The sequence below is a fragment of the Thalassovita sp. genome (assembly GCF_963691685.1).
In the GTDB taxonomy this organism is placed as follows: Bacteria; Pseudomonadota; Alphaproteobacteria; order Rhodobacterales; family Rhodobacteraceae; genus Thalassobius.
Window position 1 is genome coordinate 830520 of sequence record NZ_OY829290.1, and the last position, 24147, is coordinate 854666.

Consider the following 24147-nt stretch of genomic DNA (forward strand, 5'->3'; position numbering starts at 1 on the left):
AAATGCCTGAATTGTCTGATCCTATCGTCTTTTCGATCCTTCTGGCCGTTTTGCTGGCGCTGCTGGCTGCGGGCCTTTGGGTAGCCATGTCATTGATCGTGATGGCCTTTGTCGCGATTGCCTTCTTTTCAAACGCACCCGAAGGTCTGGTGCTGGCCACCACCCTTTGGGGGCACAGCCACAGCTGGCCTCTGGCCGCGCTGCCCCTGTTTATCCTGATGGGGGAAATCCTGCTCAGATCCCGCCTGTCTGAGGATATGTTCAGCGGTCTGGCGCCCTGGCTCAGCCGGGTACCGGGCCGTCTGCTGCACGTCAACATTCTAGGCTGCGCGATCTTTGCTGCGGTCTCCGGCTCCTCCGCCGCGACTGCCGCCACCATTGGCCGGATGTCGGTGCCTGAGTTGAAAGAGCGCGGCTACCCCGACAGTCTGATCCTTGGCACCTTGGCAGGGTCTGCCACGCTGGGGCTGTTGATCCCACCCTCGATCATCCTGATTGTCTATGGGGTGGCCACCGAACAATCCATTGCCCGCTTGTTTGTGGCCGGTGTGCTGCCGGGCGCCATGCTGGTGGGGCTGTTCGCCGCCTATGTTGCCCTGCGGGCGTTTATGAACAAGAATCTGATCCCCGATGAAGGGCCCGCGGTGCCCTTCATGGAAAAGCTCAAAGCCTCACGCCGGCTGATCCCCGTGCTGCTGCTGATCTGCGGTGTGATCGGCACGATCTATTCCGGTGTTGCCTCGCCCACCGATGCGGCGGCGATCGGGGTGGTGCTGTCGCTGATCCTTGCCATGCTGTCTGGTGGCTTTGGCATGGCCCAGTTCAAAGAGGCGCTGCTGTCGGCCACCCGCACCTCGGCCATGATTGCCTTTATCCTGATGGGCGCAGCCTTCCTTGCGATTGCCATGGGCTTCACCGGGATCCCGCGCAATCTGGCAACCTGGATCGGCACCTTTAACCTGTCGCCCTATGCGCTGCTGGCGGTGCTGACTGTTTTCTTCATCATCCTGGGCTGTTTCCTCGATGGCATTTCGGTCGTGGTGCTGACCACATCGATCATCCTGCCAATGGTGGAGGCCGTGGGCATCGATCCCCTGTGGTTCGGCATCTACCTTGTGCTGGTGGTGGAGATGAGCCAGATCACCCCGCCGGTGGGCTTCAACCTCTTCGTGATCCAGGGGCTTACGGGATATAACATCCTGAAGGTCGCAAAGGCGGCGCTGCCGTTCTTCTTCCTGCTATTGCTGGGCGTTTTGCTGATCACGGCCTTCCCGGGGATCGTGACCGTGCTGCCAAACGCGATGGGCAACTAAGCCAGCGATCTCGAGACCTGACAGTGGCCTCCTAGAGGGAGGCCGCCGCCCGACTGGCCTGATCGTAAAGGCCGGACAGCGCCCGAAGCGAGGCCGCTATTTCGCGCAGCTCATCGCCCTCAATGCCCGCACGTGGCAGCACTTCCAACAGACATTGTTCGCGCACTTCCTTATAGCGTTCGCACAGGCTGCGCCCTTCGGCGGAGGTGGTGTAAAACACCTCCTTGCCGCGCTTTTCCGAATCCAGCAGCCCCATCTTCAACAGCTTACGCAGGGCATAGTTGACGGTATGAGTGTCTTCGAGGTTCAGCAGAAAACAGATATCGCTCAGCCGTTTTTCCCGGTCACGGTGGTTGGTGTTGTGCAGCACCAAAACCTCCAGCGGTGACAGTTCCGGCATGCCTGCGGCGGCCATACAGCGCTGCATCCAGCGGTTAAACGCGTTGTGGATGATGATCAGCCCGTATTCCAATTCGGACATTTCCCACCCATCGCCCTCAGCCAGATGGCGGGAGGAGACAATGCGGCGTTTTCCGGCACGTTCGGTCATGGTGAGCCCTTTTACCTTGGGGATATTCTGACATTTTGCAGGTGTTGCCTATGTGCGGCAACAGAATAACACCGTCAAATCACCGAAAAGAAAGTCACCTATTCCCTGATTTACCCTTTTTCCAAGATTTCTTTCGCTTTTGCGCGATTCACGCAATTTTCACTCGCAATGTTAGCGCTAATATGTTTAATCCGCGTTAGCGCTAGCAGGGCGCGAGTCGTCTTGTATTGCACCTATTCGGACCCCGCATTCCACGAAGGAGACACCCATGACCACGAAACTTGCCATCAACGGGTTTGGCCGCATCGGCCGCTGCGTGTTGCGCGCGTGGATCGAATCCGGGCGTAAGGACATTGAAATCGTTGCGATTAACGATCTGGGTCCGGTGGCCACCAACGCGCACCTGCTGCAGTTTGACAGTGTGCACGGCCATCTGAACGCTGACATTGTGGTGGAAGAGAACGCCCTGATCGTTAACGGTCACCGCATTCGTGTGACCGCCGAACGCAACCCTGCTGATCTGCCCTGGGGCGATGTCGACATCGCGCTGGAATGCACCGGCATCTTCACCAAACGGGAAAAGGCCGCGGCGCATCTGGAAAACGGTTCCAATAAGGTGCTGATCTCGGCCCCGGGTGACGGCGCCGACCGTACGGTGGTGTTTGGTGTGAACCATCAGGACCTGACCGCCGAGGATATGGTTGTTTCCAACGCCTCCTGCACCACCAACTGTCTGGCCCCGGTTGCTAAGGTTCTGGACGATGCCTTCGGCATCGAGACCGGTTACATGACCACCGTGCATGCCTACACCGGTGACCAGCCGACGCTGGACACCATGCACAAGGACCTCTACCGCGCGCGGGCTGCGGCGCTGTCGATGATCCCGACCTCCACCGGTGCGGCGCGCGCCGTGTCGCTGGTACTGCCGCATCTGAAGGGCAAGCTGGACGGCTCGGCCATCCGCGTGCCGACCCCGAATGTTTCGGTTGTTGACCTGACCTTCATGCCGAAGAAAGGGACCACTGTCGAAGAGGTGAACGCCGCGATTGAGGCCGCTGCCTCCGAAGGTCCGCTGAAGGGTGTGCTGGCCCGCAACGACCTGCCGCTGGTTTCCAGCGACTTCAACCACAACCCGCATTCGTCGATCTTCGCCGCGGATCAGACCAAGGTCACTGATGGTGGCATGGTGCGTGTCCTCAGCTGGTATGACAACGAATGGGGCTTCTCGAACCGGATGCTGGACACCGCAGGTGCGATGGCAGCGCTGGGCTAAGCCCACCGAAGAGAACAGGAAAAAGGCCGGGGATCGCCCCGGCCTTTTGCGTTAGATCCTGCTGATTTTGAAGCGGCTGGTCTGCCGGTAGGTCTGTCCCGGTTCCAACAGGATTGACGGATACTCCGGATGGTTCGGCGCATCGGGCCAGTGCTGCGGCTCCAGCGCAAGGCCGGCATTGGCGCCGTAAGGGTGGGGATGATGACCGCGCCCGGTGTTGAGACCCGCGCCGTCATAGACCTGCAGACCCGGCTCATTGGTCGCTACCTCCAGCCGCAACTTATCCGTCTGCACGACCGCCGCCAGCGGCATATCCCCTTGCCCCGCAAGGCAGAAGTTGTGGTCGAGCCCTTCTGTTTCGGGCCGCAAAACAGGGGCTGCGCTGCGATAATCAAATCCGCTGCCCATCACCGGCGCCGGGGCGCCAAGGGGGATGTTTTCATCATCCAGCGGCAGGTAGGTTTCGGCCATGACCTGCAGTTCTGTGCCGTGTAGCGCAGGGGATGTGTCCAGCTTCCAATAGCTGTGATGGGCCGGGTTGCAATAGGTGGTCTGCTCAGCGGTTGCCTCAATTTCCAACAGCAGGGCGCTGTCCTCTTCCAGACTGTAGCGCGCCTTGAGGGTGATTGGTCCCGGTAGCCCACCCACACCATCGGCTTGGGTGATCATCAAGGTCACGCTGGCCTCACTATGTGACAGGATCCGCCAATTGGCCTGCCCAATGCCGTCGTCGCCGCCATGCAACGTGGTGATGCCGTTTTCGTTGCGTTCCAACTCCAGTGTCCGATCGCCCAGCGGCGCGCGGCCTTTGGCGATCCGATTGGCAACAGGGCCCACAATGGCCCCGAAATAGCGCATTTCATCAAGGTAGGGGGGGAAGTCAGGCGCCCCCAGAACCAGCGCATGGCCGATGCCTTCGACACGGAAATCCTGCAGGCTGGCGCCCCAGGTCATCACCTTTGCGGTCACACCGGCGCGTTGCAGGGGCACGCGTTCAACCACCTCACCATTGGGGGTGGTGCCAAAGGGATGCCGTGTGCTCATGGTCGGGGCCTTCAATTGTTATCGCTCACATGAAGGCCTCGCAGATCGGGCGAGTCAATCCTGAAACAGGTCCAGCCAGCCCAGTGAGGCCTCGGTCGTGCCCTCGGGCCGATACTCTGCCCCAAGGGGCGCGCTGTATCCGGCCTGATCCAAATGCGCAAAGACGCTGCGATAGTCCAAATCCCCAACATCCGGGCGGCCCCGGGCTGGCACACCGGCGAACTGTACGTGCCCGATCAAAGGCGCATGTTGCGCCAATCCGGCGATCACATCGTCCCCCATGCGGGCCACGTGGTAGCAATCAAACATCAGTTTTATATTGTCTGCTCCCACCTCAGCAATGATGTCAGCCGCTTGGTCGAGCGTGGTCAGGAAGTAACCCGGCACGTCATGGCTGTTGATCGGCTCAATCAGCAGGGCCAGACCATGCGCCGCGGCACGCGCGCAGCCATAGCGTAGGTTTTCCACAAATGCTGCACGGGCTTCTGCCCCGTCGGCCTTGCCTGCCATCACGTGAATATTGGCTATGTTGGTGGCGACGGCATAACCGATCGCCTGATCAATTGCGGCGCGGGCTGCGGCCTGTCTGTGGGGCAAGGCGGCCAGGCCAAATTCGCCTGCATCCAGATCACCCGGTGCTGTGTTCAGGCCCATCATTGGCAGCCCGGTGTCCTGCAGGGCAGCACGCACCTCATCTGGGTCCACATCATAGGGAAAGTGGCATTCCACCGCGTCAAACCCGGCCGCATGGGCGGCGCGGATCGCTGCAGGCAAGGGCAGGTCAGCCCAAAGAAATCCCAGATTTGCAGAAAATTTCGCCATGCTTTCCCTCTGATTTTGCTGCCCTTTTTATGGCCTCTTGGTGTGCCCGGACGCAAGGGGTGGCGCAAGTTGGTTGACAGCGTGACGCCCGCGCCGCATGTTCGCGCCACGTCAGGGGAGTCCCACCAAGGGGACTGAGAGGCTGACAGGGGCAAAGGCAACTTTGCACCGGCGACGCGACCCTTAGAACCTGACCCAGTTGACACTGGCGTAGGGAGACCAAGGGGAGCATTGCGCCCTTTGGGCCGCTATTGGGCCCTGTTTTTTGGGGACCAGTGCGGTCTCTTTCTACCTCATCGTTTGGCTTGGGTCTTTTCGAGTCTTGAACCTTGAGGAGACACCAGATGAGCACTGAACCGAAGACCACGGACGCTCCGACCCCGCAGATTTCCACCGGTGGACTGCCTGCTTCATCCAAGATTTACGTCCACGGCCAGATCCATGACGTGCAGGTGCCGATGCGCCAGATCCACGTCGGCGGTGGTGAGGCCCCGCAGGTGGTCTATGACAGCTCCGGCCCCTACACCGATCCGGCGGCCGAGATCGACATTCGCAAAGGTCTGGAAGACAAACGCGGCGCCTGGCTGGCTGAACGCGGTGACGTCGAAGCCTATGAAGGCCGCGCGGTCACCGCAGCCGACAACGGCTTTGCCAAGGGCGACAAGCTGGTGCCTGAGTTCCCCGCGATCCGCCCGCCGCTGCGCGCCAAAGGCGACAAGGCCGTGACCCAGCTGGCCTATGCCCGAGCCGGGATCGTCACGCCTGAGATGGAATTTGTGGCTATCCGCGAAAACAACGGCCGGATCGAAGCCTGGGAAAAGGCGCGTGACGGGCATGACTTTGGCGCCGCCATTCCCGATCTGGTGACGCCCGAGTTTGTCCGTCAGGAAATCGCCGAAGGCCGTGCAATCATCCCCGCCAACATCAACCACCGTGAGCTGGAGCCGATGATCATCGGCCGCAACTTCCTGGTCAAGATCAACGCCAATATCGGCAACTCCGCCGTTACCTCCTCGATGGAGGAAGAGGTGGAGAAAATGGTCTGGGCGATCCGCTGGGGCGGCGACACGGTGATGGACCTGTCGACCGGCCGCAACATCCACAACATCCGTGAATGGATCATCCGCAACGCACCGGTGCCGATCGGCACGGTGCCGCTCTATCAGGCGCTGGAAAAGGTGAACGGCATCGCCGAAGACCTGACCTGGGAAGTGTTCCGCGACACGCTGATCGAACAGGCCGAACAGGGCGTCGATTATTTCACCATCCACGCCGGTGTACGTCTGCATATGGTGCCGATGACCGCGAAACGGGTGACAGGCATTGTGTCGCGCGGCGGTTCGATGATGGCCAAGTGGTGCCTGCATCACCACAAGGAAAGCTTCCTTTACGAGCATTTTGACGAGATCTGCGACATCTGCCGCAAGTATGATGTCTCCTTTTCGCTGGGGGATGGTCTGCGTCCCGGCTCCATCGCGGACGCCAATGATGAGGCGCAGTTTGCCGAGTTGGAGACGCTGGGTGAACTGACCAAAATCGCCTGGGCCAAAGACTGTCAGGTGATGATCGAAGGGCCGGGCCATGTCGCGATGCACAAGATCAAGGCCAATATGGACAAGCAGCTGGAACATTGCCATGAGGCGCCGTTCTACACGCTTGGGCCGCTGACCACCGACATTGCGCCGGGCTATGACCACATCACCAGCGCCATTGGCGCGGCCATGATCGGTTGGTACGGTTGCGCGATGCTGTGCTACGTGACGCCAAAGGAACACCTTGGCCTGCCGGACCGTGACGACGTGAAAACCGGCGTGATAACCTACAAACTGGCCGCCCATGCCGCCGATCTGGCCAAGGGCCACCCCGGGGCGCAGGAGCGTGACGATGCGGTCAGCCGCGCTCGGTTTGAGTTCCGCTGGGAGGATCAGTTCAACCTCTCACTGGATCCCGATACGGCGCGTGACTTCCACGATGAAACCATGCCGAAAGAGGCGCATAAGGTGGCGCATTTCTGTTCCATGTGTGGGCCCAAGTTCTGCTCCATGCGGATCAGCCATGACATCCGCGCCGAGGCCGAAAAGGCCGATGGTTTTGCCAAAATGGCAGCGAAGTTCCAGGAAGGGGGCGAGCTGTATGTGCCTGCCACCAAGGTGGAAGCGGCGGAATGATCTGCACGGTTTTGGGGGCCGGTGTGGCGGGGCTTTGCGCCGCCACCGCCCTTGCAGAACGTGGCGCCGATGTCCGGGTGATCGATCCACGGGCGGTCACTGCGGCCTCGGCGCTGGCGGGGGGGATGCTGGCCCCTTTCTGCGAAGGCGAAAGCGCCCCGGATCTGGTGGTGCGCGCCGGTCAAGACGCCGCCGCATGGTGGGAGGCTCGGATCGGGCCGCTGACCCGCCGGGGAACCTTGGTTCTGGCACCCGCGCGGGATCAGGCGGAACTGCACCGGTTTGCCCGGGCCACCCGCGCTCATGAATGGGTGGTGCCCGCCACATTGGAACTGGCACTGGAAAACCGTTTTGCCCGCGGGCTTTACTACGCGTCTGAGGCCCATATGGACCCGCGTCGCGCCCTCAGCATACTTCGTCAGCGGGCCGAGGGGCTGGGAGTGCGTTTCGCGGAACGTGGCAGCCCGGAAGGCCAGATCATCGACTGCCGGGGCTGGGCTGCACGGGATCTGCTGCCCGATCTCAGGGCGGTGCGCGGTGAAATGCTGCTGGTTGAGGCGCCCGATGTGCCTCTCAGCCGGACCCTGCGCCTGCTGCATCCGCGGTTCCCCTGTTACATCGTGCCGCGCGGGCTGGGCCGCTACATGATCGGTGCCACAATGGTCGAAAGCGAAGACAGTGGCGCCATCACCGCACGCGCCGCAATGGAACTGCTGTCCGCCGCCTACACTGTGCATCCGGGCTTTGCCGAAGCGCGCATTCTTGAGGCCAGCGCCGGTCTGCGCCCGGCCTTCCCCGACAACATCCCTGCGATCCGCCAGACCGGCGGGCGCATTCACATGAACGGTATGTATCGCCACGGGTTCCTGATGGCACCCGTTCTGGCCGAGCAATTGGCCAATGACCTGATGGGAGGGCTGCAAAATGCGGGTTGAGGTGAACGGCAAAGGCCTGACAGCTCAGGTAGAAACACTGGCGGATCTGTTGACCGAACAGAGGTTTGAGGTGGCGGCCGTCGCCACGGCGGTGAACGGTCAGTTTGTGCCGCGGGGGGCTCGTGCGGATCATCCGCTCAATGACGGTGATCGGATTGAAGTCCTTGCGCCGATGCAGGGGGGCTAGCGATGTTTTATGGCGTAGACCTGAAAAGCCGGCTGATGCTGGGCACGGCGCAATATCCCTCCCCTGCGGTGTTACAGCAGGCGATTGCCGCCTCAGGGGCTGAGGTGATCACCGTTTCACTGCGCCGCGAAGGGCGCGGTGGCGCGGATTTCCGTCAGCTGATCGCGGAAACCGGCTGTCGCATTCTGCCCAACACTGCGGGCTGTCACACAGCCGCCGAAGCGATCACCACCGCCCAGATGGCACGCGAGGTATTTGGCACCGGTTGGATCAAGCTGGAGGTGATCGGCCATGCCGACACCCTGCAACCCGATCCCTTTGCACTGGTGGAGGCCGCGCGCGCGCTGTGTGCCGATGGGTTTCAGGTGTTCCCCTACACGACGGAGGATCTGATCCTTGGCGAAAAACTGGTGGAGGCCGGCTGTCAGGTGCTGATGCCCTGGGGCGCGCCCATCGGATCCGGGCAGGGCCTGCGCAATCTGGAAGGGCTGCGCAGCATGCGGGCGCATTTTCCGGATATTCCCTTGGTTGTGGATGCCGGTATCGGCGCGCCGTCACAGGCCGCACAGGCGATGGAACTGGGCTATGACGCGGTGCTTTTGAACACGGCCGTGGCCAAGGCGTTGGATCCGGTTGGCATGGCGGCGGCCTTTGGTCAGGCGGTGGCGGCCGGACAGATGGCGGCGCAGGCCGGGTTGATGCCCAAACGCGATATGGCAGTGGCCTCCACCCCGATTTTTGGCCTCGCACAGCTTTGAGGAAAGAGAAGATGTTGGATCGGTTTTATTTGATCGTGGGCCATGTGGCCGAATTGGAACTGCTGGTGCCGCAGGGGGTTAAGCTGGTGCAGCTGCGCCTGAAGGACCAGCCCGAGGCCGAATTGCGCCGTCAGATCGCCCGGGCGCGGGATCTCTGCGCGGTGCATGGGGCCCAGCTGGTGGTGAATGATCACTGGCAATTGGCGATGGAGTTGAACTGCACCTTTGTGCATCTGGGGCAGGAGGATCTGGACACCGCCGATATCGAGGCGCTGCGCCAGAAGGGTGTGCGCTTTGGCCTCTCAACCCATGATGAGGCCGAGTTGGATCGCGCGCTCAGCCATGATCCGGCCTATGTGGCCCTGGGGCCGGTGTATGAAACCAAGCTCAAGAAAATGCCCTGGGCACCGCAGGGTTTGGAGAAGCTAAAGCGCTGGAAGGCGCGGGTTGGCGACCTGCCTCTGGTGGCCATCGGCGGGCTGACACCTGAACGGCTGCCCGGCGTCTTTGAGGCAGGGGCAGACAGTGCAGCGGTTGTCACCGATATTTTGCTGGCTGAAGATCCCGAGGCCCGCACCCGCCAGTGGCTGGAGGCCACGCGATGAACCGCTACGCCCGGCAGGAACAACTGGCTGAGGTCGGCCCGGCCGGGCAGCGCCGCCTGCGGGCGGCACGGGTTTTGGTTGTGGGCTGCGGCGGCCTCGGCGCCACGGCAATTCCAGCCTTGGCGGGCGCCGGTGTGGGCCATTTGCACCTGATGGATCCCGACCGGGTTGAGGAAAGCAATCTGCACCGCCAGACCCTGTTTCGTCAGTCTGATATCGGCCGCAGCAAGGCCGTTCTGGCAGCGCAGATGGCGATGGCTCTGAACCCTGAGGTTTCTGCCTCCACCCAGATGGCTCGATTGGATGCGGCATCTGTGATTGGCGCGCTAAAGGGCATCGATCTGGTGGTGGACGCGGCAGACAGCTTTGCAGCCACCTATGTTCTGTCTGATGCCTGCCGCGATCTGGCTGTGCCGCTGATTTCAGCTTCAGTGCTGGGGCGCAGCGGTTATGTCGGCGGATTTTGTGGCGGCGCGCCGTCGTATCGCGCGGTGTTTCCCGATCTGCCCACCGATTGCCAGACCTGCGCCGAGGCCGGCGTTCTGGGCCCGGTGGTTGCCACCCTGGGCGCGCTGCAGGCGCAGATGGTTTTGTCCTGTCTTCTGGGATTGGCGCCCAGCCCGCTTGGGCAGATGATGCAGGTGGATCTGGCCAATTGGCGGGTGTCCTCCTTCCGGTTTGATGGCGCGGAGGAGGTTGCAGGGCATGGTTTTGTCGCCACTTCGCAGGTTCTGCCGCAGGATCGGGTGATTGAGTTGCGCCCGGCGGAGGAGGCCACTCTTGCCTTGCCACAGGCCACCCGTGTCCCGGCGAGGGATCTGAGCAATTTGCCCAAGGTCGCCGGTCGCACCGTTCTGGCCTGTCGCAGCGGGCTGCGTGCCTGGGCGGCGGCGGATCAATTGGCGGCAGCAGGGCACCGGGATCTGGTGCTTCTGGCGGCGGGGGACGGCTGATGGCTGTTTTGATGATCGGTGGTATGGACAGCTCCGGCGGGGCCGGTCTGTTGCGCGATTGTGCCACGGCAGCAGCTTTCAACATCGCTGCACGGGTGGCGGTCTCTGCGGTGACGGCACAGACCGACAGCGCGGTTTTGCGTGCGGACATCTGTGCGGCAGACCTGGTGCAAGCGCAGATCCGGGCTGCGTTCCTGCAGGGGCCTGTGGCCGCGGTGAAAATCGGCATGCTGGGCAATGCCGTGGTGGTGCGGGCCGTCGCTGAGGCGCTGCGAACTGATCTGCCCAAAGGGGTGCCGGTGGTGCTGGATCCGGTGATTGCATCCTCTTCCGGCAAGGCGCTTTTGGATGCGGCGGGGCTTGCGGTGCTGACCGAACTGTTGCCGCAGGTCGATCTGGTGACGCCGAACTTGCCCGAACTGGCCCGTCTGGGGGAGGGTCTGGGCGCCGATGATCCGGTTGCGGCCCTGTTACAGGCCGGTGCGGGTGCGGTGCTGGTCAAAGGCGGGCATGACATCGGGGCTGAGGCCGTGGACCGTTTGGTCATGGCGGATCAGGTCACGACCTTCACAGCCCCGCGCCTACCCGGCACCCGCCGTGGCACCGGCTGCACCCTGGCGGCGGCCATTGCCTGTGGGCTGGCCTTGGTGCAGCCCCTGCCTGAGGCCGTGAAACAGGCCAAGGCCCATGTGACTGCCTATTTGCAGGCGGCTTGATCCAGCCAAGGCTTCAATGGAAATCACGGCTGGGAAACAGCCGTTTCGCCTGTTCCCGTGGGTGTCTGGCGCCGGAGCGTGGCGGTTTGCCTGCGCTGCGGCGTGGGGGGCGTGGCGCATCATCCGCCTGTGGCAGCGTTTCGCCAATGTCGGGCGCTAGCGGATGGCCAAGGGCGGTCAGCCGATGCGATTCATCGCTGATGTGATGGGCAATCAGATGGGTCACAATGCCTTCGCGCTGCAAATGCCCGCTGACCCGCAGCAATCGCCCGCCCATGACAACGGCGCGAAACTGTTCATACATCTTGGGCCAGACAATCACGTTGCTGACGCCTGTTTCATCCTCCAACGTCAGGAAAATCACGCCAGAGGCGGTGCCGGGCCGTTGCCGGGTGATGACCAGCCCGCAGACGGTGCATTTGCCCAAAGGCGCGCGATGCAGGTCGGAATGCAGCGTCAGGCCGGGCAGATCGGGGCGGATCAGCTCCATCGGGTGGGCCTTCAGGCTGAGGCGGGTGGTGACGTAATCCTCCACCACTTCTTCGCCCAGATGCATCTGCGGCAGTTCCACATGCGGCTCCACGATGCCTTCCCCATCGAAGGGATCGTTGAACAGCGGCAGCGGGGCGGGCGAGCGGATGGTTTTCACCTGCCACAGCGCATCGCGGCGGTTGAGGCCCATCGCGGCAAAGCCATCGGCCTCAGCCAGACGTTCCAGGGTGGCGGGTTTGATGCCGGCGCGCAGCCACAGACTCTGGGGATCGGGGTAGCCATTGCCGCGGGCGGCGACGATCCAGCCGGCATCCTCTTCTTTCAGGCCTTTGATCTGGCGAAATCCCAGCCGCAATGCCAGCGCGCCATCGGGGCGGCGTTCCAGCGTGTTGTCCCAATCGGAATTGTTGACGCAGATCGGGCGCACCTCAATCTGGTGTTCCCGCGCGTCCCGCACGATCTGGGCCGGGGCGTAAAACCCCATCGGTTGGGAGTTTAGCAGGGCGCAGGCAAAGATCGCCGGGTGGTGCCGTTTCAACCAGGCTGAGACATAGGCCAGCATGGCAAAGGCGGCGGCGTGGCTTTCGGGGAAACCGTATTCGCCAAACCCTTCGATCTGGCCGAAACACTGCAGGGCAAAGGCCTCCTCATAGCCGCGTTCCAGCATGCCGTTCACAAAGCGATCGCGAAAAGTACCAATGGTGCCCATCCGCCGGAAGGTGGCCAGCGATCGGCGCAACCGGTCGGCCTCTTCGGCGGTGAAACCTGCTGCCACCACGGCGATCTGCATCGCCTGTTCCTGAAACAGCGGCACGCCAAGGGTTTTGCCCAGAACCTCGCGCAGGGCCTCAGACGGGAAGCTGACCTGCTCGCGCCCCTGACGGCGGTTGATATAGGGGTGGACCATGTCGCCCTGGATCGGGCCGGGGCGCACAATCGCCACCTCAATCACCAGATCATAGAAGGTGCGCGGCCGCATCCGGGGCAGGAAATTCATCTGCGCCCGGCTTTCGACCTGAAACACCCCAATGGCATCGGCAATGCACAGCATGTCATAGGTCGCCGGATCCTCCTGCGGGACCGAGGCTATTGCCAGTTTCTGACCTTCATGACTGCGCAGCAGGTCAAAGCTTTTGCGGATACAGGTCAGCATGCCCAGGCTCAGGACGTCGATTTTCAGGATCCCCAGCGCGTCAATGTCATCCTTGTCCCACTCGATACAGGTGCGATCCTCCATCGCGGCGTTTTCGATCGGGCACAGCTCATCCAGCCGCCCGCGGGTGATGACAAAACCGCCGACATGCTGGCTGAGGTGGCGCGGGAAACCGATGACCTCGCCGATCAGCCGCACGGTCTGGCGCAGGCGCAGGTCCTGCAGATCCAGCCCCAGTTCCTGCATCCGGTCCGGATCCGGTCCCTTGCCGGACATGCCCCAGATCTGGCTGGACAGGCCTGCGGTCACATCCTGGCTGAGCCCCATGACCTTGCCCACCTCACGGATCGCCGCGCGGGACCGGAAATGGATCACCGTGGCACAGAGGCCCGCCCGTTCGCGGCCGTATTTTTCATAGATGTGCTGGATCACCTCTTCACGCCGTTCATGTTCGAAATCGACGTCAATATCCGGCGGTTCCCCGCGATGTTCCGAGATGAACCGCTCAAACACCATGGTGATCGTGTCAGGCCCCACATCGGTGATCCCCAGCGCGTAACACAGGACCGAGTTCGCCGCTGACCCACGCCCCTGACAAAGGATATCGAGGCTGCGGGCATAGGCGACGATGTCATGCACGGTCAGGAAATAGGCGGCAAAGCCCAACTTGCCGACCATGCGCAGCTCTTTGTCTTTCAAGGCGGTCACATGATCCGGCACGCCCGTGGGGTAGCGCCGTTGCAGACCTTCCGTGGCCAGCCGTGCCAGCCGGTCCTGCGGCGCCTCACCGCTGTCGCTGACCTCATCGGGGTAGCTGTAGGACAGTTCGCTCAGATCAAAGGTGCAGCGGTTGGCAATCTCCACCGCGCGGCGGATCGCAGCCGGGTGGCGGCGGTAAAGGCGGGCCATATCAGCGGCCCCTTTCAGGCGGCGTTCGCTGTTGGGCAGGGCGCGGGTGCCGATCTCATCAATGGTGATATGTTCGCGCATACAGGTCAGCACATCGGCCAGCTGCCGCCGCGACCCGTGGTGCATCAGCACATCGCCCACCGCCACCATCGGTGTGGCGCAGTGGTGGGCCAGCCGGGCGCAGCGGTCAAACCACATCTGATCACTACCATCATAGCGTGGTGCGGCCCCCAGATAGACATGGCCGGGAAACTGCCGCGCCATCCGTTTCAGGGGCCGGCTGGCCTGTGCAAGCGGCTGGTCCTTGGGCGGCAGGGCGATGAAGATCATATCTTCGCCCGCGGCCAGCACATCCTCCAGATCCAGATGACACTCGCCCTTCTCCGCCCGCCGTTTGCCGAGTGTCAGCAGCCGTGACAGGCGGCCATAGGCGGGCAGGCTGCGGGGCAGGGCGATCCAGTCAAGGATGCAGTCGCGCAGCACCAGACGGCTGCCGACAATCAGACGCGGCAGGGCGGGGGCGTCCTGCACCGGGACTGGGATCGGGTTGCGCGGGCCGATTTCCTGACGCGAACATTGATCCACCCGATGTTCCGAGCGAATTTGGATTGCCTCTTCTTGCTGCGTCTCCTCCTGCGCCCGTTTCAACTCCTTCAACGCGGACCAGGCCCGCACCACACCGGCCAGTGAGTTGCGGTCGGTGACGGCAATTGCCTCCAGCCCCAGTTCGGCGGCGCGGGTGACCAGCTCCTCGGGGTGGGAGGCACCGGTGAGGAAAGTGAAGTTTGAGGTCACCGCCAGTTCTGCATAGGGCGGCACCGGCAGGGCGCGGGTGGTCTGGCGGTCTGCTGTATTTGGGGCGGTGGGCGTCATGCAAACTCCCCCTGCACAAACCAGCCGGGGTTCTGCGGTGTGTGATACATCCACAGCCGCCGGCCCTGCCTGGTTTCCACCCGCCAGTAATCACGCACGCCGTTTTGCCAGGCCTCAGACGGCAGCCACCATTCCGGCGTCAGCCGTTCCGGCCCTTCCACATGTACCCGCTCCAACCGCATGCCCCGCCAGCGAAATTGGGGCGGTGGTTCGCGCCCTGGTCCGGTGGCACGGCCACCAATCGGTTCTGGTGCAAACAGACGTAGGGGGCGTGGCGGCAGGGCGGCGGGGCGGGGCCATTTTTCGGCCGGCTCACTAAAGGCGGTGGCGGCCAGAATATGGGCGCGTTCGGGAATATGGCTGTCGGCGGGCAGGAACCGCTGCACGTTTTCCAGCCCAATCCGGGTGCCCAGTTTGGTGATCAGGCTGGCCACGCCTTCCTCTTCGCTCTGGCGGATGGCGCTTTGGATCTGGGCGGGGGGCAGCGCTTCGACCCGTGGGGCGCCAAGGCGCAGCTGGTCAATGCCATAGCCCGCCTCAACCGCGCTGACGCCGCGTTCAAACAGCGGCAGGATCACGGCGGGGTCGTTCATCGCGCGGGCCAGCCGCAGCTCAACCTGCTGGCTGGCCTGATCCACCCGCCGCAGTGTCAGCTGTAACACCCGCGCGCCCATATCCTGCGCGCGCAGCCGCCCGCACAGACCCTCCAGCAGCCGTGCCAGCCCCGCCATCACATCGGCGCTGAGGCCAATAGGTTCGGGCAGGGTCAGCCGTACGCCGTAGCGCGGCGGGTCCGGCAGCGGGGTCAGCGGTTCGCCCTGCACCCCAAGCGCCTGATCCAGCCGCATCAGCACCGCGTTGCCAAAACGGCGGCTGAGCGGCGCACGCGGCGTGTCATGCAGATCGCCGATGGTGCGCAGCCCCAGCCGTTCCAGCGCCACGCAGGTTGGCCCGTCCAGCCGCAGCGCCGCCACCGGCAGTGGTCGCAGCGCGGGCATGGGATCGCCGGGCGCAGCCACCCCTTCGTCAAAATGTGCCAGCGCCCAGGCGGCGCCACGGCTGTCGGCCAACCCGATCCGGGCCGCAATGCCCGCACGGGTCAGCCGCATCCGCATATCGGCTAGCATCTCACTCTCGCCGCCAAACAGATGGGTGGAGCCGCTGACATCCAGCACCAGCCCATCGCGCCCCTCCACCCCGACCCAGGGGCAGTAACGCCCGGCCCAACGGGCCAGCGCCCGCAGGAACTGCTGGTCCAGCTCGGGCGTGGCGGGGCGGGTGATCAGATCGGGACGCAGGGCGCGGGCATCAGACAGGGTCATGCCCTGCATCAACCCCAGATGCTGAGCCTGCCCGCTGAGACAATAGAGCCGTTCCGTGTTACTTTCGCGCAGGGTCAGGGCAAAGGGCGGCTCAGCCGTGGTCTGCGCGCAGCCCAAGGGATGCTGACGCAGCGCGCGATCGCTCGCCAGTCTTGGAAACCACAATGACACGGTGCGACGTTGCATCCCAATCGGTGACCCAGCTTGCTAATGTTCCTGATTTGTTCTTGATAATATCCCAGCGTTGCCGAGTCGAGTCGAGTCCCTTTTCAGGCCCGCTTTGCAGCGGGTTTCCCGCATTGGCAGAGGCGGTTTTCCCGGGGACGGTTTGCCCGGGGGCCGTTGTTCCAGCCAGGGGGGTGCAATGCCAGCGGGTTTCGGCCGCGTTGCTGCCCATGCCCTCAGGCATCACGATCAACCCGGTTGTGCGCCCGGCTTCGGCCGCCAGTTGCAATCGCCTGCCGTGGGTCAGGCTCAGCGGTTCATAAATCTCACAGATCACCAGCCCCATCGCGCTCGAACGCAGCGCCTCTTCGGCGGCGGCCAGAAGATCCACTTGGGTCTTGGCCTTGGCCAGCAGGATTCGGGTGGGATCACAGTACTGCGCCAGCCCGACCGGGTTCAGCGCCTCATGGGACCAGTCCGGTAGGATCCACATCGAAGGTTTCGGGCTTAAATTACAGCAGCTTGCGGCAAAATACGTCGCGCCGGGGCCGCAAACCTCATGGGCGCGGCCACGTTTCAGCGGGTAAACAGCGGTGAAATCGGCAGACATATGTTTCCTCTTTGTTCTCATAAAATGCGCGAGTCGCGATAAAATTCAAGAGGGGCAAAAGGGCAGGGTGGTCACACCCGCGGCCTTGTTGCGGGGGCGCCCAATGCCTAACCTGCGGCCATGTTTGATTGCATTATATTTGATATGGACGGCACGCTTGTGGACAGTGAAACACTGTGTAACAGGGCCTACCTTACCCTGCTGCCGCAGCTGTCCCTCACCGAGGATGAGATGGTGGCGCGTTTTCGTGGCCGTCGGTTTTCCACCATTCTGGCAGAACTGGAACAGATGATTGGCGCACCGCTGCCCGAAGGGTTTGCGGAGCGTTACAGGGCCGAGGTGAAGCTGCTGTTTTACCAATCGCTGGCCGCCTTTCCCGGCGTGCATGAGGCGTTGGCGCAGCTTGACGTGCCGCTTTGCATCGCATCAAGCGGGCCACAGGCCAAGATCCGCGCCGCGCTGGAAATCACGGGGCTTGCGCCGTTCTTTGGCGGGCGGATCTACAGCGCTTATGACATCCAAAGCTGGAAACCTGACCCGGATCTGTTTCTGCATGCGGCACAGGCAATGGGCGCCCGGCCTGAGGCCTCTTTGGTGGTGGAGGATAGCGAGGTCGGCGTCGCCGCCGCACAGGCTGCCGGGATGCGCTGTGCCTTGCATGATCCACATGGCCTGCACCTGCCCAAGGTCGCGCGGTTTGAACGCTATCAGGCCTTCCCGGGTCTGGTCCGCCAGCTTGCGGGCGCGGCTATTTCCAGCTGAGGGTCAGCCCGCGGGTGATCCAACGTTGGGTAAACAGCATCAGCACCAGCGGCGGCAGCATCGCCAGCATCGCAAAGGCCTGGCCCGAGCTGGATCCGGCCCCAACCCGTTCAATCCCGCGCACCAGCGTGTAGTGCTCCTCGCTGGTGGTCGCCACCATCAGCGGCCAGAGGTATTGGTTCCAGCCCAGCACAAACAGAATGGTAAACAGCGCCGCGATCATCGGCAGGGACACCGGCAGCAGAATGTCAAAGAGGTAGCGCAGCGGCCCCGCCCCATCGAGGCGCGCGGCCTCCATCAGCTCGGCCGGGATCTGATTGAGGCTCTGGCGGAAGATCAGCACCCCCAACCCCGAGGCCACCACCGGCAGGATCATCCCACCGTAGGAATTTACCAATCCCATCTGGCTGGTCACCAGAAAGGTCGGCAGAATCCGGGTCTCAATCGGGAAAAACAACGGCAGCAGGATCAGGCCAAAGATCAGATCGCGGTGCCTCAGATTGAAACAGACCAGCGCAAACGCCGCCAGAATGGAGACCAGCGTTTTCAGCCCCGCGATGCCGCCCGCAACAATGAAGGAGTTGATCATCATATCGGTGGCATTGACGCCATTGCCAAAGAGGTCTGGGGTCAACAGGATCCGCCGATAGGCCGCCAGCGGATCACCTGCCGTACTGAGGGAGCCAAGCAGCACCACAGCCAGCGGGCCCAGCATGAACAGGCTGCCGAGGATCAGGATCAGATGGTCCAGACCCTGTTTGGGAAACAAAGGGCGATGTTTGGAAGGGCGGGACATGCTGCGTCTTTGACTGGTGTTACTTGGGGTTGGTGCGATGTTGGGCCGGACCTGCAGGGGCGCAGGCAAGCAAGCTCGCCGCACTCAACCCGCATAACGCAATGATTGCAACCGGTTCCATCGGTACGCGGGGGAATAGCTGCGGGGTGTGGGTCAATAGTCCCGCTCAATAAACAGGCCAAGGCCGGTTTCCCCGTCCGAGTTCAGACGCCCCCGGGCGGTCACGCTGGGGCTCAGTTGCAGGTTCAGGTCAATCCGGTTGTTGCCATCGGTATCGGCGGTGATCTCGGTATAGATATTGTCACTGATGTATTTGCCGATCCGCGCCTGCGTCGCGCCGTCTTCATCGGTGGTGACATCCAGATCATCCAACGCCAGCCCCTGACGCAGGCCCCCGGTCAGGTTGCCCCCATTGCCCGAAAGCGTCGCGATGGCGGCGGCCAGGCGCACCGCCTGCAGCGGTGAAATAGTGCTGAGGTCACGGCCAAAGAGCAGCAGTGACAGCACCTCATCTTCCGGCAGATCAGGCGTTGAGGTGAAACGCAGCACAGGGGCGCTGGCCGGGCCCTCGATGGTGATTTCAGCCGTGACCGCATCGGTGGTGGTTTCAGCGACAAACCGCAGGAACGGATCAAAGGCACCCTGCAGCTGGATCAGCCCCTCGGTCAGGTTCAGCCGGTTGCCCAACAGGTCCATCCGGCCACGGATCAGATCAAACTGGCCCTCCGGGATCACCTGCTGGCTGGTGCCGCCCACCCGCAGGCTGCCGCCCAGTTCAGCGTCCAGCCCACGACCGCGCACAAAGACCCGGGCTGGGGCGGAAATGGTCAGATCCAGCCCATAGGCAGGTCCCACAGCGGCCCTCTCCGTCTCAATCAACCCGGCCCAACGGCGCACCCGACGCACTTCGGCGGGTTCATTGCGATGTTTCAAACCGGGCAGGCTGGCGAAACGCGGGGCTGAGTTGGCCGCGATGCGCAGTTCAGTCTGGCCCAGCTCCATCCCGCCGCTGATCCGCGCCCCTCCGCTGAGCAGCGGGCCGTTCACAGCCAGATCGCCCGAAAGGCTGGTGCTGTAGAGGCTGGGATCTTCCAAAACGATATTGCGCAGGGCCAGCGACAGGTCCGCGTTCACGGCCGCATCCAGCGACACCGGACCGGACAGGCGCAGATCGCCCCCAGCGGCCGGTCGGGCGGTCAGATCCAGCGCGGCGCGACCGCCGCTCAGGGTGACGCTGCCTGAAATATCTTCCAGCGCTTGTTTCAACGTCGGCAGTGCCAGCTGCGCCCCGGCGGTGCGGATCTGGCCCGTCACTGCCCCCAGCCCTAATGCGCCGGCCAGACGCAGATCCAGATTGGCCTGTCCCCGCAGGCTGCGGGGTTGGATCAGCGGGTTGGCAAGGCTCAGGGGCACCGCGCCGGTGACGCTGAGGTCGGCGCGGCTGAAATCCTGCGCCAGGGTGCCCTGCGTTTGCAGCGCCGCACCTGCGGGGCCGCCCAACTGGCTGTTGATGCGCCAGTCGCTGCCTTCCATCCGGGCCCGACCTTCGGCGCTGAGCGCGCCCGAAATGCCGGCCCCCAGCAGCGCCATATCACGCAGCCGCGCGGTGTAGCGCACATCCGCATTGTCAAACCCACCGCTGCCGCTGAGGCTGGCGGTGACCTCCTGTCCTTGCAGATCAAGCTGACGCAGCAATATCGGGCTGGTCGCTGACTTCTCGGCCGCCAGTTGCAGCGTGGTCTCCCCCGCCATCAAAGCGTCCGCGATGCTGTTGCCGATCGCAATGTCACGGCTTTTGGCGGTCGCGGTGATATCAAACACCTGCTGTAGCGGTTCGCCACGGCCGGTCAGCTCCAACGACATGCCACCGGTGAGCGGGATGGGCAGGCTGGCAAGCTGCGCATAGGGGGCCAGATCCGGAAATTGCACGGCGGCAGTGCCGGTGACAGCGGGATTGTTCCCCAAGGGGCGCTGCAGCGTCACATCCGTGCGCAGGCTGGCCTGTTCCGGGCCATTCAATGCCGCCGTGACCTGCCAGTTGTCCGCCGTCAGCTGTTCGGCTTTCAGCTCCGCCGTGGCTGGCCCCGTCAGACCCGATTGCAACAGGCTGAGATCGCGCAGCCGGGCGCTAAGCTCGGCGCTGCTGCCAAGGGATTTCAGGGAGGCGCGGCCGTTCAGCGCCATCTCCGGTGCGGTGATCTGCAGCGGATCCAGTGTGATCCCCGTCTTGTCCCTCGCAGCGCCCAGACGCAGATCGGCCCGCCCTTTCAGCAGCGGATCAAGCAGCGGCTGCGCCAGTGCCAGATCGGTGGTGCCGCCGTCAAACTGCAGTGCGAAACTGCCCGCCAACGGGCTGACCCGCCCCGCAATGGCCAGATCTGCGGCACCAGAGAGCGGTTGCCCCGCCAATCCTGCAAACCGGCTGAGATCCTGCGCGTTCAGCTGCACGTCCGGCAGAATAGACCAGCCGTCCTCTGCCTGCGAAGACAGGGTCAGATCGCCGGTCAGGCTGTAGTCTTCACCCCTGAGGTTGAGCCCCTTGAGGTGCAACGCCTCATTCTGGCCTACGGAAAAGGTGGTAGCGCCCGTCAGATCCTTGCCGAGCGCGCGGGCCAGGTCAGCGGCTGCAACCTCCAGACCCTTTGCGCTGAAATCCACCGCCCCTTCGATCCGGGTGTCGATGATCTGGCCGCTGCCCCGCAGTTGCGTTTCGGGCAGGCGCAGGTCCGGGCTTTGAAAATCGGTCAGGCTGGCGGCCAGGGTCCAGTCCGGGCTGATCGCCTCATCATGGGTCAGCTGGAACAGCGCGCTGCCAATCCGGGTGCCAGCCCCCGCAACAGGCAGCAACACAGGCCGCCCGTCGCCGTGACCCAGCTGGCCTTCGACAGCGATCAGGCTGGGCCAGCCGTCCTGCAGCGTGACCTGGCCCTGAACGGACAGCGCCTTGCTGGTCAGCGCCATGTTTTCCAGGGCCACCACATCATTCAGGGCATAGCCATTGGCGGTGAGCGACAGCTCCGTGCCGAAGAAATCGCGATACTCAGGCGCAAAGAGCGGCGTGAGATCGCCCCCCAGATCTGCGCTGAAGACCTGCCGTTCCGGGGCAACCGGATCAAGGCCCAGACTGAAATCCCCGCTTAACCGTTCGGCCCCATCGCTGCTGAGCGTGGTGCTGGCCGAAAAGTTGGTCATCGGACCAGCCCCTGACAGCCTCAGGGTCACAGGGGGTGTGCCGGGCAGGTTCAACTTGCTGGCCAGCAGGCCATTGGCATCCTCCTGCAACAGCAGATCAATCGCCGCTTCGCGGGTCTCATTGATGTAGTTCGCGGTGAGGATGATCTCACCCGTGATGCCGTCCTGCCGGCGGATGTCCAGGCTGGTGCTGCCGGCCCCATCGGCCAGGTTCATCGCGCCTGAAAGGCCCAGCTCAATCGCCTGACCCAGAACCGGTTCCCCCAGGGCCGCGCGGGTGATAGCCAATTCGGCAATATCAACAGAGACCGGCAATTCCGGCAGAGCGAACCCCTGTGCCTCGGGTGTTGGGCCGTCGCTGGGAATGTCTGGCAACCGGCTGAGGTCCAGCGTTTTGGCACTCAGCTTGTTGACCTCCAGCCGGCCCCGCAGCAGGGCGCTGCGTTTCCAGTCAAGCTCCACCTCTTCGAGGGTGATCCAAATCCCCTGATCGTCCGCAATGGTCAGCCGCTCAATACTGGCGACCGAGGACAGCGCCCCTTCAAAGCCGATGATGTCAATCTTACGCCCGGCGTCGGACAGCGTGTCTTCCAGCAGCGCTTCCAGATAGCCGCGGTCATCTTCCTGCGCGCTGGTTGGCAGTGGTGTCAGCGTGGCCGCGACCAAGAGGGGGATCAGCACATACCGCATCAGAAGGCCTGCCCGATACCGATGTAAACCTGCACCCCGTCGCCGGTGCTGCCGGACACGGGCGTCGCCACATCCAGTCTGATCGGGCCAACCGCGGTGTCATAGCGCAGGCCCAGACCCGCGCCCGCATGCCATTCGCCGGTGCCGTCATAAAAACTCTCGGCGCCGATGTAACCCACATCAGCAAACCCGACGAGGCTGATGTTGCCGCGGACCTTGCCGCGCAGCTCACCCGACAGACCAAGGAAACTGCGCCCGCCTGAGGTGGTGCCGCCGTTATCCACGCCAAGGGACTGGTAGGGCTGCCCCCGCACCGTGCCACCGCCACCGGACTGAAACAGGAAGTTCGGCGCCGTGCCCGACAGGCTGGAGCCACTGACCGAGCCAAATTGCAACCGTGCTGCCGCAACGATGCGGTCTGCGACCAGCGGGCGGTAAATCCGGCCATCCAGGGTAAACTGTGCGCCGCTTTCCGTGCCGGAGAGGCCAAGGTACGGCGTTAGCCCTGCTTTGACGAAATGGCCGCGTTGCGGATCCAGGTCCGAGTCACGGTGATCCCATTCCAGATCCATCGGGGTGGAAAACAGGCTGAACTCACGCTTGCCGAAACTGTCATCTGACCGCCCGTAGCCAAAGGACAGTTCGATTTCACCAGTCAGGTGGTCGGTCAAAATACGGTTGGCGCCAAGGCCCACCTCAATCGTTTCCAGATCGTAAAGCGGTTCTTGTTCAAACAGCAGATCGCCGCGCAGAAATGCGGTGGTGTCGGCCCCGAAACTGGCGGGGCGTTCCAGCCGCACGCCAAGGGCCACGTCGGTCCGGCTGGTGTTGGCGCCGATGTCGCGCACCTCGCCCTCCACAAAAAAACGTTCCGCCCCGCCCAGGAAATTGCGATGCAGCCAGAAGCCGCTCAGCCGCAGGCCTTCCTGGTTGGAGACTTCGACACCGGCGCCGAACCGGCGCGGCAGGGCATCCACAACGGCGGCGTTCACGTCCAGAACATCCCCGTCCCGCAGGGTCTCCGCCTCACTCAGGGCAACAGACCGAAACGCCCCGGTGCGGCGCAGCCGGTTGGCGGCCTGTTCGATATCGGCTGGGGAATAACGTGCACCTTTTGGCAGGCCTGCGATATCAATGATCCGGTCGCTGCGCACCATGCTCTCATGGGGGAGGATCAAGTTGCCAAAGCTGACCTCAGGGCCGGGGGCCAGACGAATACGCGCATCCAGACGCTGGGCCGCGTGATCGGCGATCAGATCTTCGCGCGCGATCTCGACCTTGGCATGCCCGGCATCCCGCCAGGCGTTCTGGGCGCTGACAGCGGCGCCAAGCACAACCTCGGCCCGGGCGCGTTTGCCGCTGCGAAAGGCCTCGGGCAGGGTTGCCCCGGCAGGCAGCGGTGACAGTTCCGCAGCGCCAAACCGAAAGGGTTTGCCGGGATCGACACGCACCGTGATCTCAGTGATGTCGCGCGGCGGTGAGGTGGCTGGGATCAGCGCCACCTCACGGCCATCGATACGAATATTGATCGTGCCTGAATAGTAGCCGTTGGCATAGAGCACCTCAGTCAGGCGGCGGTAATCGGCAAGGGCAGCAGCAAAGAAATCCAGCGGCGTTGGATCTGCTTCCTGTTCGGTTTGCCGCAAAAGGGAACCTGAACGCAGCTTGCTCGCCAGACCTTCTTCGCTGCCGTCCGCCATTGAAAACCGGACAGGTTCCACCGCCCAAACAGCCGTGCTGAACAGGCAAAACGCCAGCGTCGCAAGCGGTCGACGCAGCAGGGCCAACGCAGCAAGGCGCGGACGCTTTGGAAAACTAATCATCACGGGGGCAGCAACCGTGTATCTGAGGTCAAATCA

The 24147-nt window shown here is 63.2% G+C and carries 19 protein-coding genes and 1 riboswitch; of the genes, 10 read left to right on the forward strand and 9 right to left on the reverse strand.

Annotation, left to right across the window (positions count from 1 at the left end; all coding sequences use genetic code 11):
* Window positions 1-2: 2 nt before the first annotated feature.
* A complete protein-coding gene (locus ACORLH_RS04090) occupies window positions 3-1313 on the forward strand; it encodes a TRAP transporter large permease subunit (protein WP_321831335.1) in 1311 nt (436 codons plus the stop codon).
* Between the two features lie 31 nt (window positions 1314-1344).
* Here the strand turns inward: ACORLH_RS04090 and ACORLH_RS04095 are convergent, their stop codons facing one another.
* Window positions 1345-1863: a winged helix DNA-binding protein gene (locus ACORLH_RS04095; RefSeq protein WP_058242971.1), complete on the reverse strand. Its 519-nt coding sequence runs from the start codon at window positions 1861-1863 to the stop codon at window positions 1345-1347.
* A gap of 268 nt (window positions 1864-2131) precedes the next feature.
* On the opposite strand from ACORLH_RS04095, the gene gap reads away from it, so the two are divergent.
* A complete protein-coding gene (gene gap, locus ACORLH_RS04100) occupies window positions 2132-3136 on the forward strand; it encodes a type I glyceraldehyde-3-phosphate dehydrogenase (RefSeq protein WP_321831336.1) in 1005 nt (334 codons plus the stop codon).
* A 51-nt stretch (window positions 3137-3187) separates the two neighbouring features.
* Here gap and ACORLH_RS04105 read toward each other — a convergent pair whose 3' ends face one another.
* Complete coding sequence (locus ACORLH_RS04105) at window positions 3188-4180, reverse strand: aldose epimerase family protein (RefSeq protein ID WP_321831337.1); 993 nt, start codon at window positions 4178-4180, stop codon at window positions 3188-3190.
* Window positions 4181-4234: 54 nt separating this feature from the next.
* Window positions 4235-5002 carry a hydroxypyruvate isomerase family protein gene (locus ACORLH_RS04110; protein ID WP_321831338.1) on the reverse strand — a complete coding sequence of 256 codons (768 nt, stop codon included), beginning with the start codon at window positions 5000-5002 and terminating at the stop codon, window positions 4235-4237.
* A 103-nt stretch (window positions 5003-5105) separates the two neighbouring features.
* Window positions 5106-5236, forward strand: a riboswitch (TPP riboswitch).
* Between the two features lie 110 nt (window positions 5237-5346).
* Here ACORLH_RS04110 and thiC point away from each other — a divergent pair.
* Genes thiC through ACORLH_RS04145 form a run of 7 tightly spaced genes read left to right on the forward strand, consistent with a single transcriptional unit; the run spans window position 5347 to window position 11324 of the window.
* Window positions 5347-7170 (forward strand): phosphomethylpyrimidine synthase ThiC, encoded by a 1824-nt coding sequence (thiC, locus tag ACORLH_RS04115; protein WP_321831339.1) that lies wholly within the window; start codon window positions 5347-5349, stop codon window positions 7168-7170.
* Window positions 7167-8105 (forward strand): FAD-dependent oxidoreductase, encoded by a 939-nt coding sequence (locus tag ACORLH_RS04120; protein ID WP_321831340.1) that lies wholly within the window; start codon window positions 7167-7169, stop codon window positions 8103-8105. The genes thiC and ACORLH_RS04120 overlap by 4 nt, the downstream gene beginning before the upstream one ends.
* Window positions 8095-8292 carry a sulfur carrier protein ThiS gene (gene thiS / locus ACORLH_RS04125; RefSeq protein ID WP_321831341.1) on the forward strand — a complete coding sequence of 66 codons (198 nt, stop codon included), beginning with the start codon at window positions 8095-8097 and terminating at the stop codon, window positions 8290-8292. Before ACORLH_RS04120 ends, thiS begins: the two co-directional genes overlap by 11 nt.
* A gap of 2 nt (window positions 8293-8294) precedes the next feature.
* Window positions 8295-9050: a thiazole synthase gene (locus tag ACORLH_RS04130; RefSeq protein ID WP_321831342.1), complete on the forward strand. Its 756-nt coding sequence runs from the start codon at window positions 8295-8297 to the stop codon at window positions 9048-9050.
* A gap of 14 nt (window positions 9051-9064) precedes the next feature.
* A complete protein-coding gene (locus ACORLH_RS04135; protein ID WP_321832767.1) occupies window positions 9065-9655 on the forward strand; it encodes a thiamine phosphate synthase in 591 nt (196 codons plus the stop codon).
* Complete coding sequence (locus ACORLH_RS04140) at window positions 9652-10608, forward strand: HesA/MoeB/ThiF family protein (RefSeq protein WP_321831343.1); 957 nt, start codon at window positions 9652-9654, stop codon at window positions 10606-10608. Before ACORLH_RS04135 ends, ACORLH_RS04140 begins: the two co-directional genes overlap by 4 nt.
* Window positions 10608-11324, forward strand: a complete 717-nt coding sequence (locus ACORLH_RS04145) for a hydroxymethylpyrimidine/phosphomethylpyrimidine kinase (RefSeq protein ID WP_321831344.1) — start codon at window positions 10608-10610, stop codon at window positions 11322-11324. Before ACORLH_RS04140 ends, ACORLH_RS04145 begins: the two co-directional genes overlap by 1 nt.
* A gap of 13 nt (window positions 11325-11337) precedes the next feature.
* Here the strand turns inward: ACORLH_RS04145 and ACORLH_RS04150 are convergent, their stop codons facing one another.
* The 3 genes from ACORLH_RS04150 to ACORLH_RS04160 are packed head-to-tail and all read right to left on the reverse strand — an operon-like array spanning window position 11338 to window position 16848.
* Complete coding sequence (locus tag ACORLH_RS04150) at window positions 11338-14751, reverse strand: error-prone DNA polymerase (protein ID WP_321831345.1); 3414 nt, start codon at window positions 14749-14751, stop codon at window positions 11338-11340.
* Window positions 14748-16259, reverse strand: a complete 1512-nt coding sequence (locus ACORLH_RS04155; RefSeq protein ID WP_321831346.1) for a DNA polymerase Y family protein — start codon at window positions 16257-16259, stop codon at window positions 14748-14750. Before ACORLH_RS04155 ends, ACORLH_RS04150 begins: the two co-directional genes overlap by 4 nt.
* On the reverse strand, window positions 16165-16848 hold the full coding sequence (locus ACORLH_RS04160; RefSeq protein ID WP_321831347.1) for a hypothetical protein: 684 nt from the start codon (window positions 16846-16848) through the stop codon (window positions 16165-16167). Before ACORLH_RS04160 ends, ACORLH_RS04155 begins: the two co-directional genes overlap by 95 nt.
* Before the next feature lie 120 nt (window positions 16849-16968).
* On the opposite strand from ACORLH_RS04160, the gene ACORLH_RS04165 reads away from it, so the two are divergent.
* Entirely contained in the window at window positions 16969-17610 is a 642-nt protein-coding gene (locus ACORLH_RS04165) for an HAD-IA family hydrolase (protein WP_321831348.1), read from the forward strand.
* Here ACORLH_RS04165 and ACORLH_RS04170 read toward each other — a convergent pair.
* The 3 genes from ACORLH_RS04170 to ACORLH_RS04180 form a co-directional block, all read right to left on the reverse strand.
* Entirely contained in the window at window positions 17597-18406 is an 810-nt protein-coding gene (locus ACORLH_RS04170) for a carbohydrate ABC transporter permease (RefSeq protein WP_321831350.1), read from the reverse strand. The genes ACORLH_RS04165 and ACORLH_RS04170 overlap by 14 nt on opposite strands.
* A 153-nt stretch (window positions 18407-18559) precedes the next feature.
* Window positions 18560-22288: a translocation/assembly module TamB domain-containing protein gene (locus ACORLH_RS04175; protein WP_321831351.1), complete on the reverse strand. Its 3729-nt coding sequence runs from the start codon at window positions 22286-22288 to the stop codon at window positions 18560-18562.
* The gene (locus tag ACORLH_RS04180) at window positions 22288-24111 is read right to left on the reverse strand and encodes an autotransporter assembly complex protein TamA (protein ID WP_321831352.1); all 1824 of its coding nucleotides are present in this window, start codon (window positions 24109-24111) and stop codon (window positions 22288-22290) included. The genes ACORLH_RS04175 and ACORLH_RS04180 overlap by 1 nt, the downstream gene beginning before the upstream one ends.
* Window positions 24112-24147: the final 36 nt, after the last annotated feature.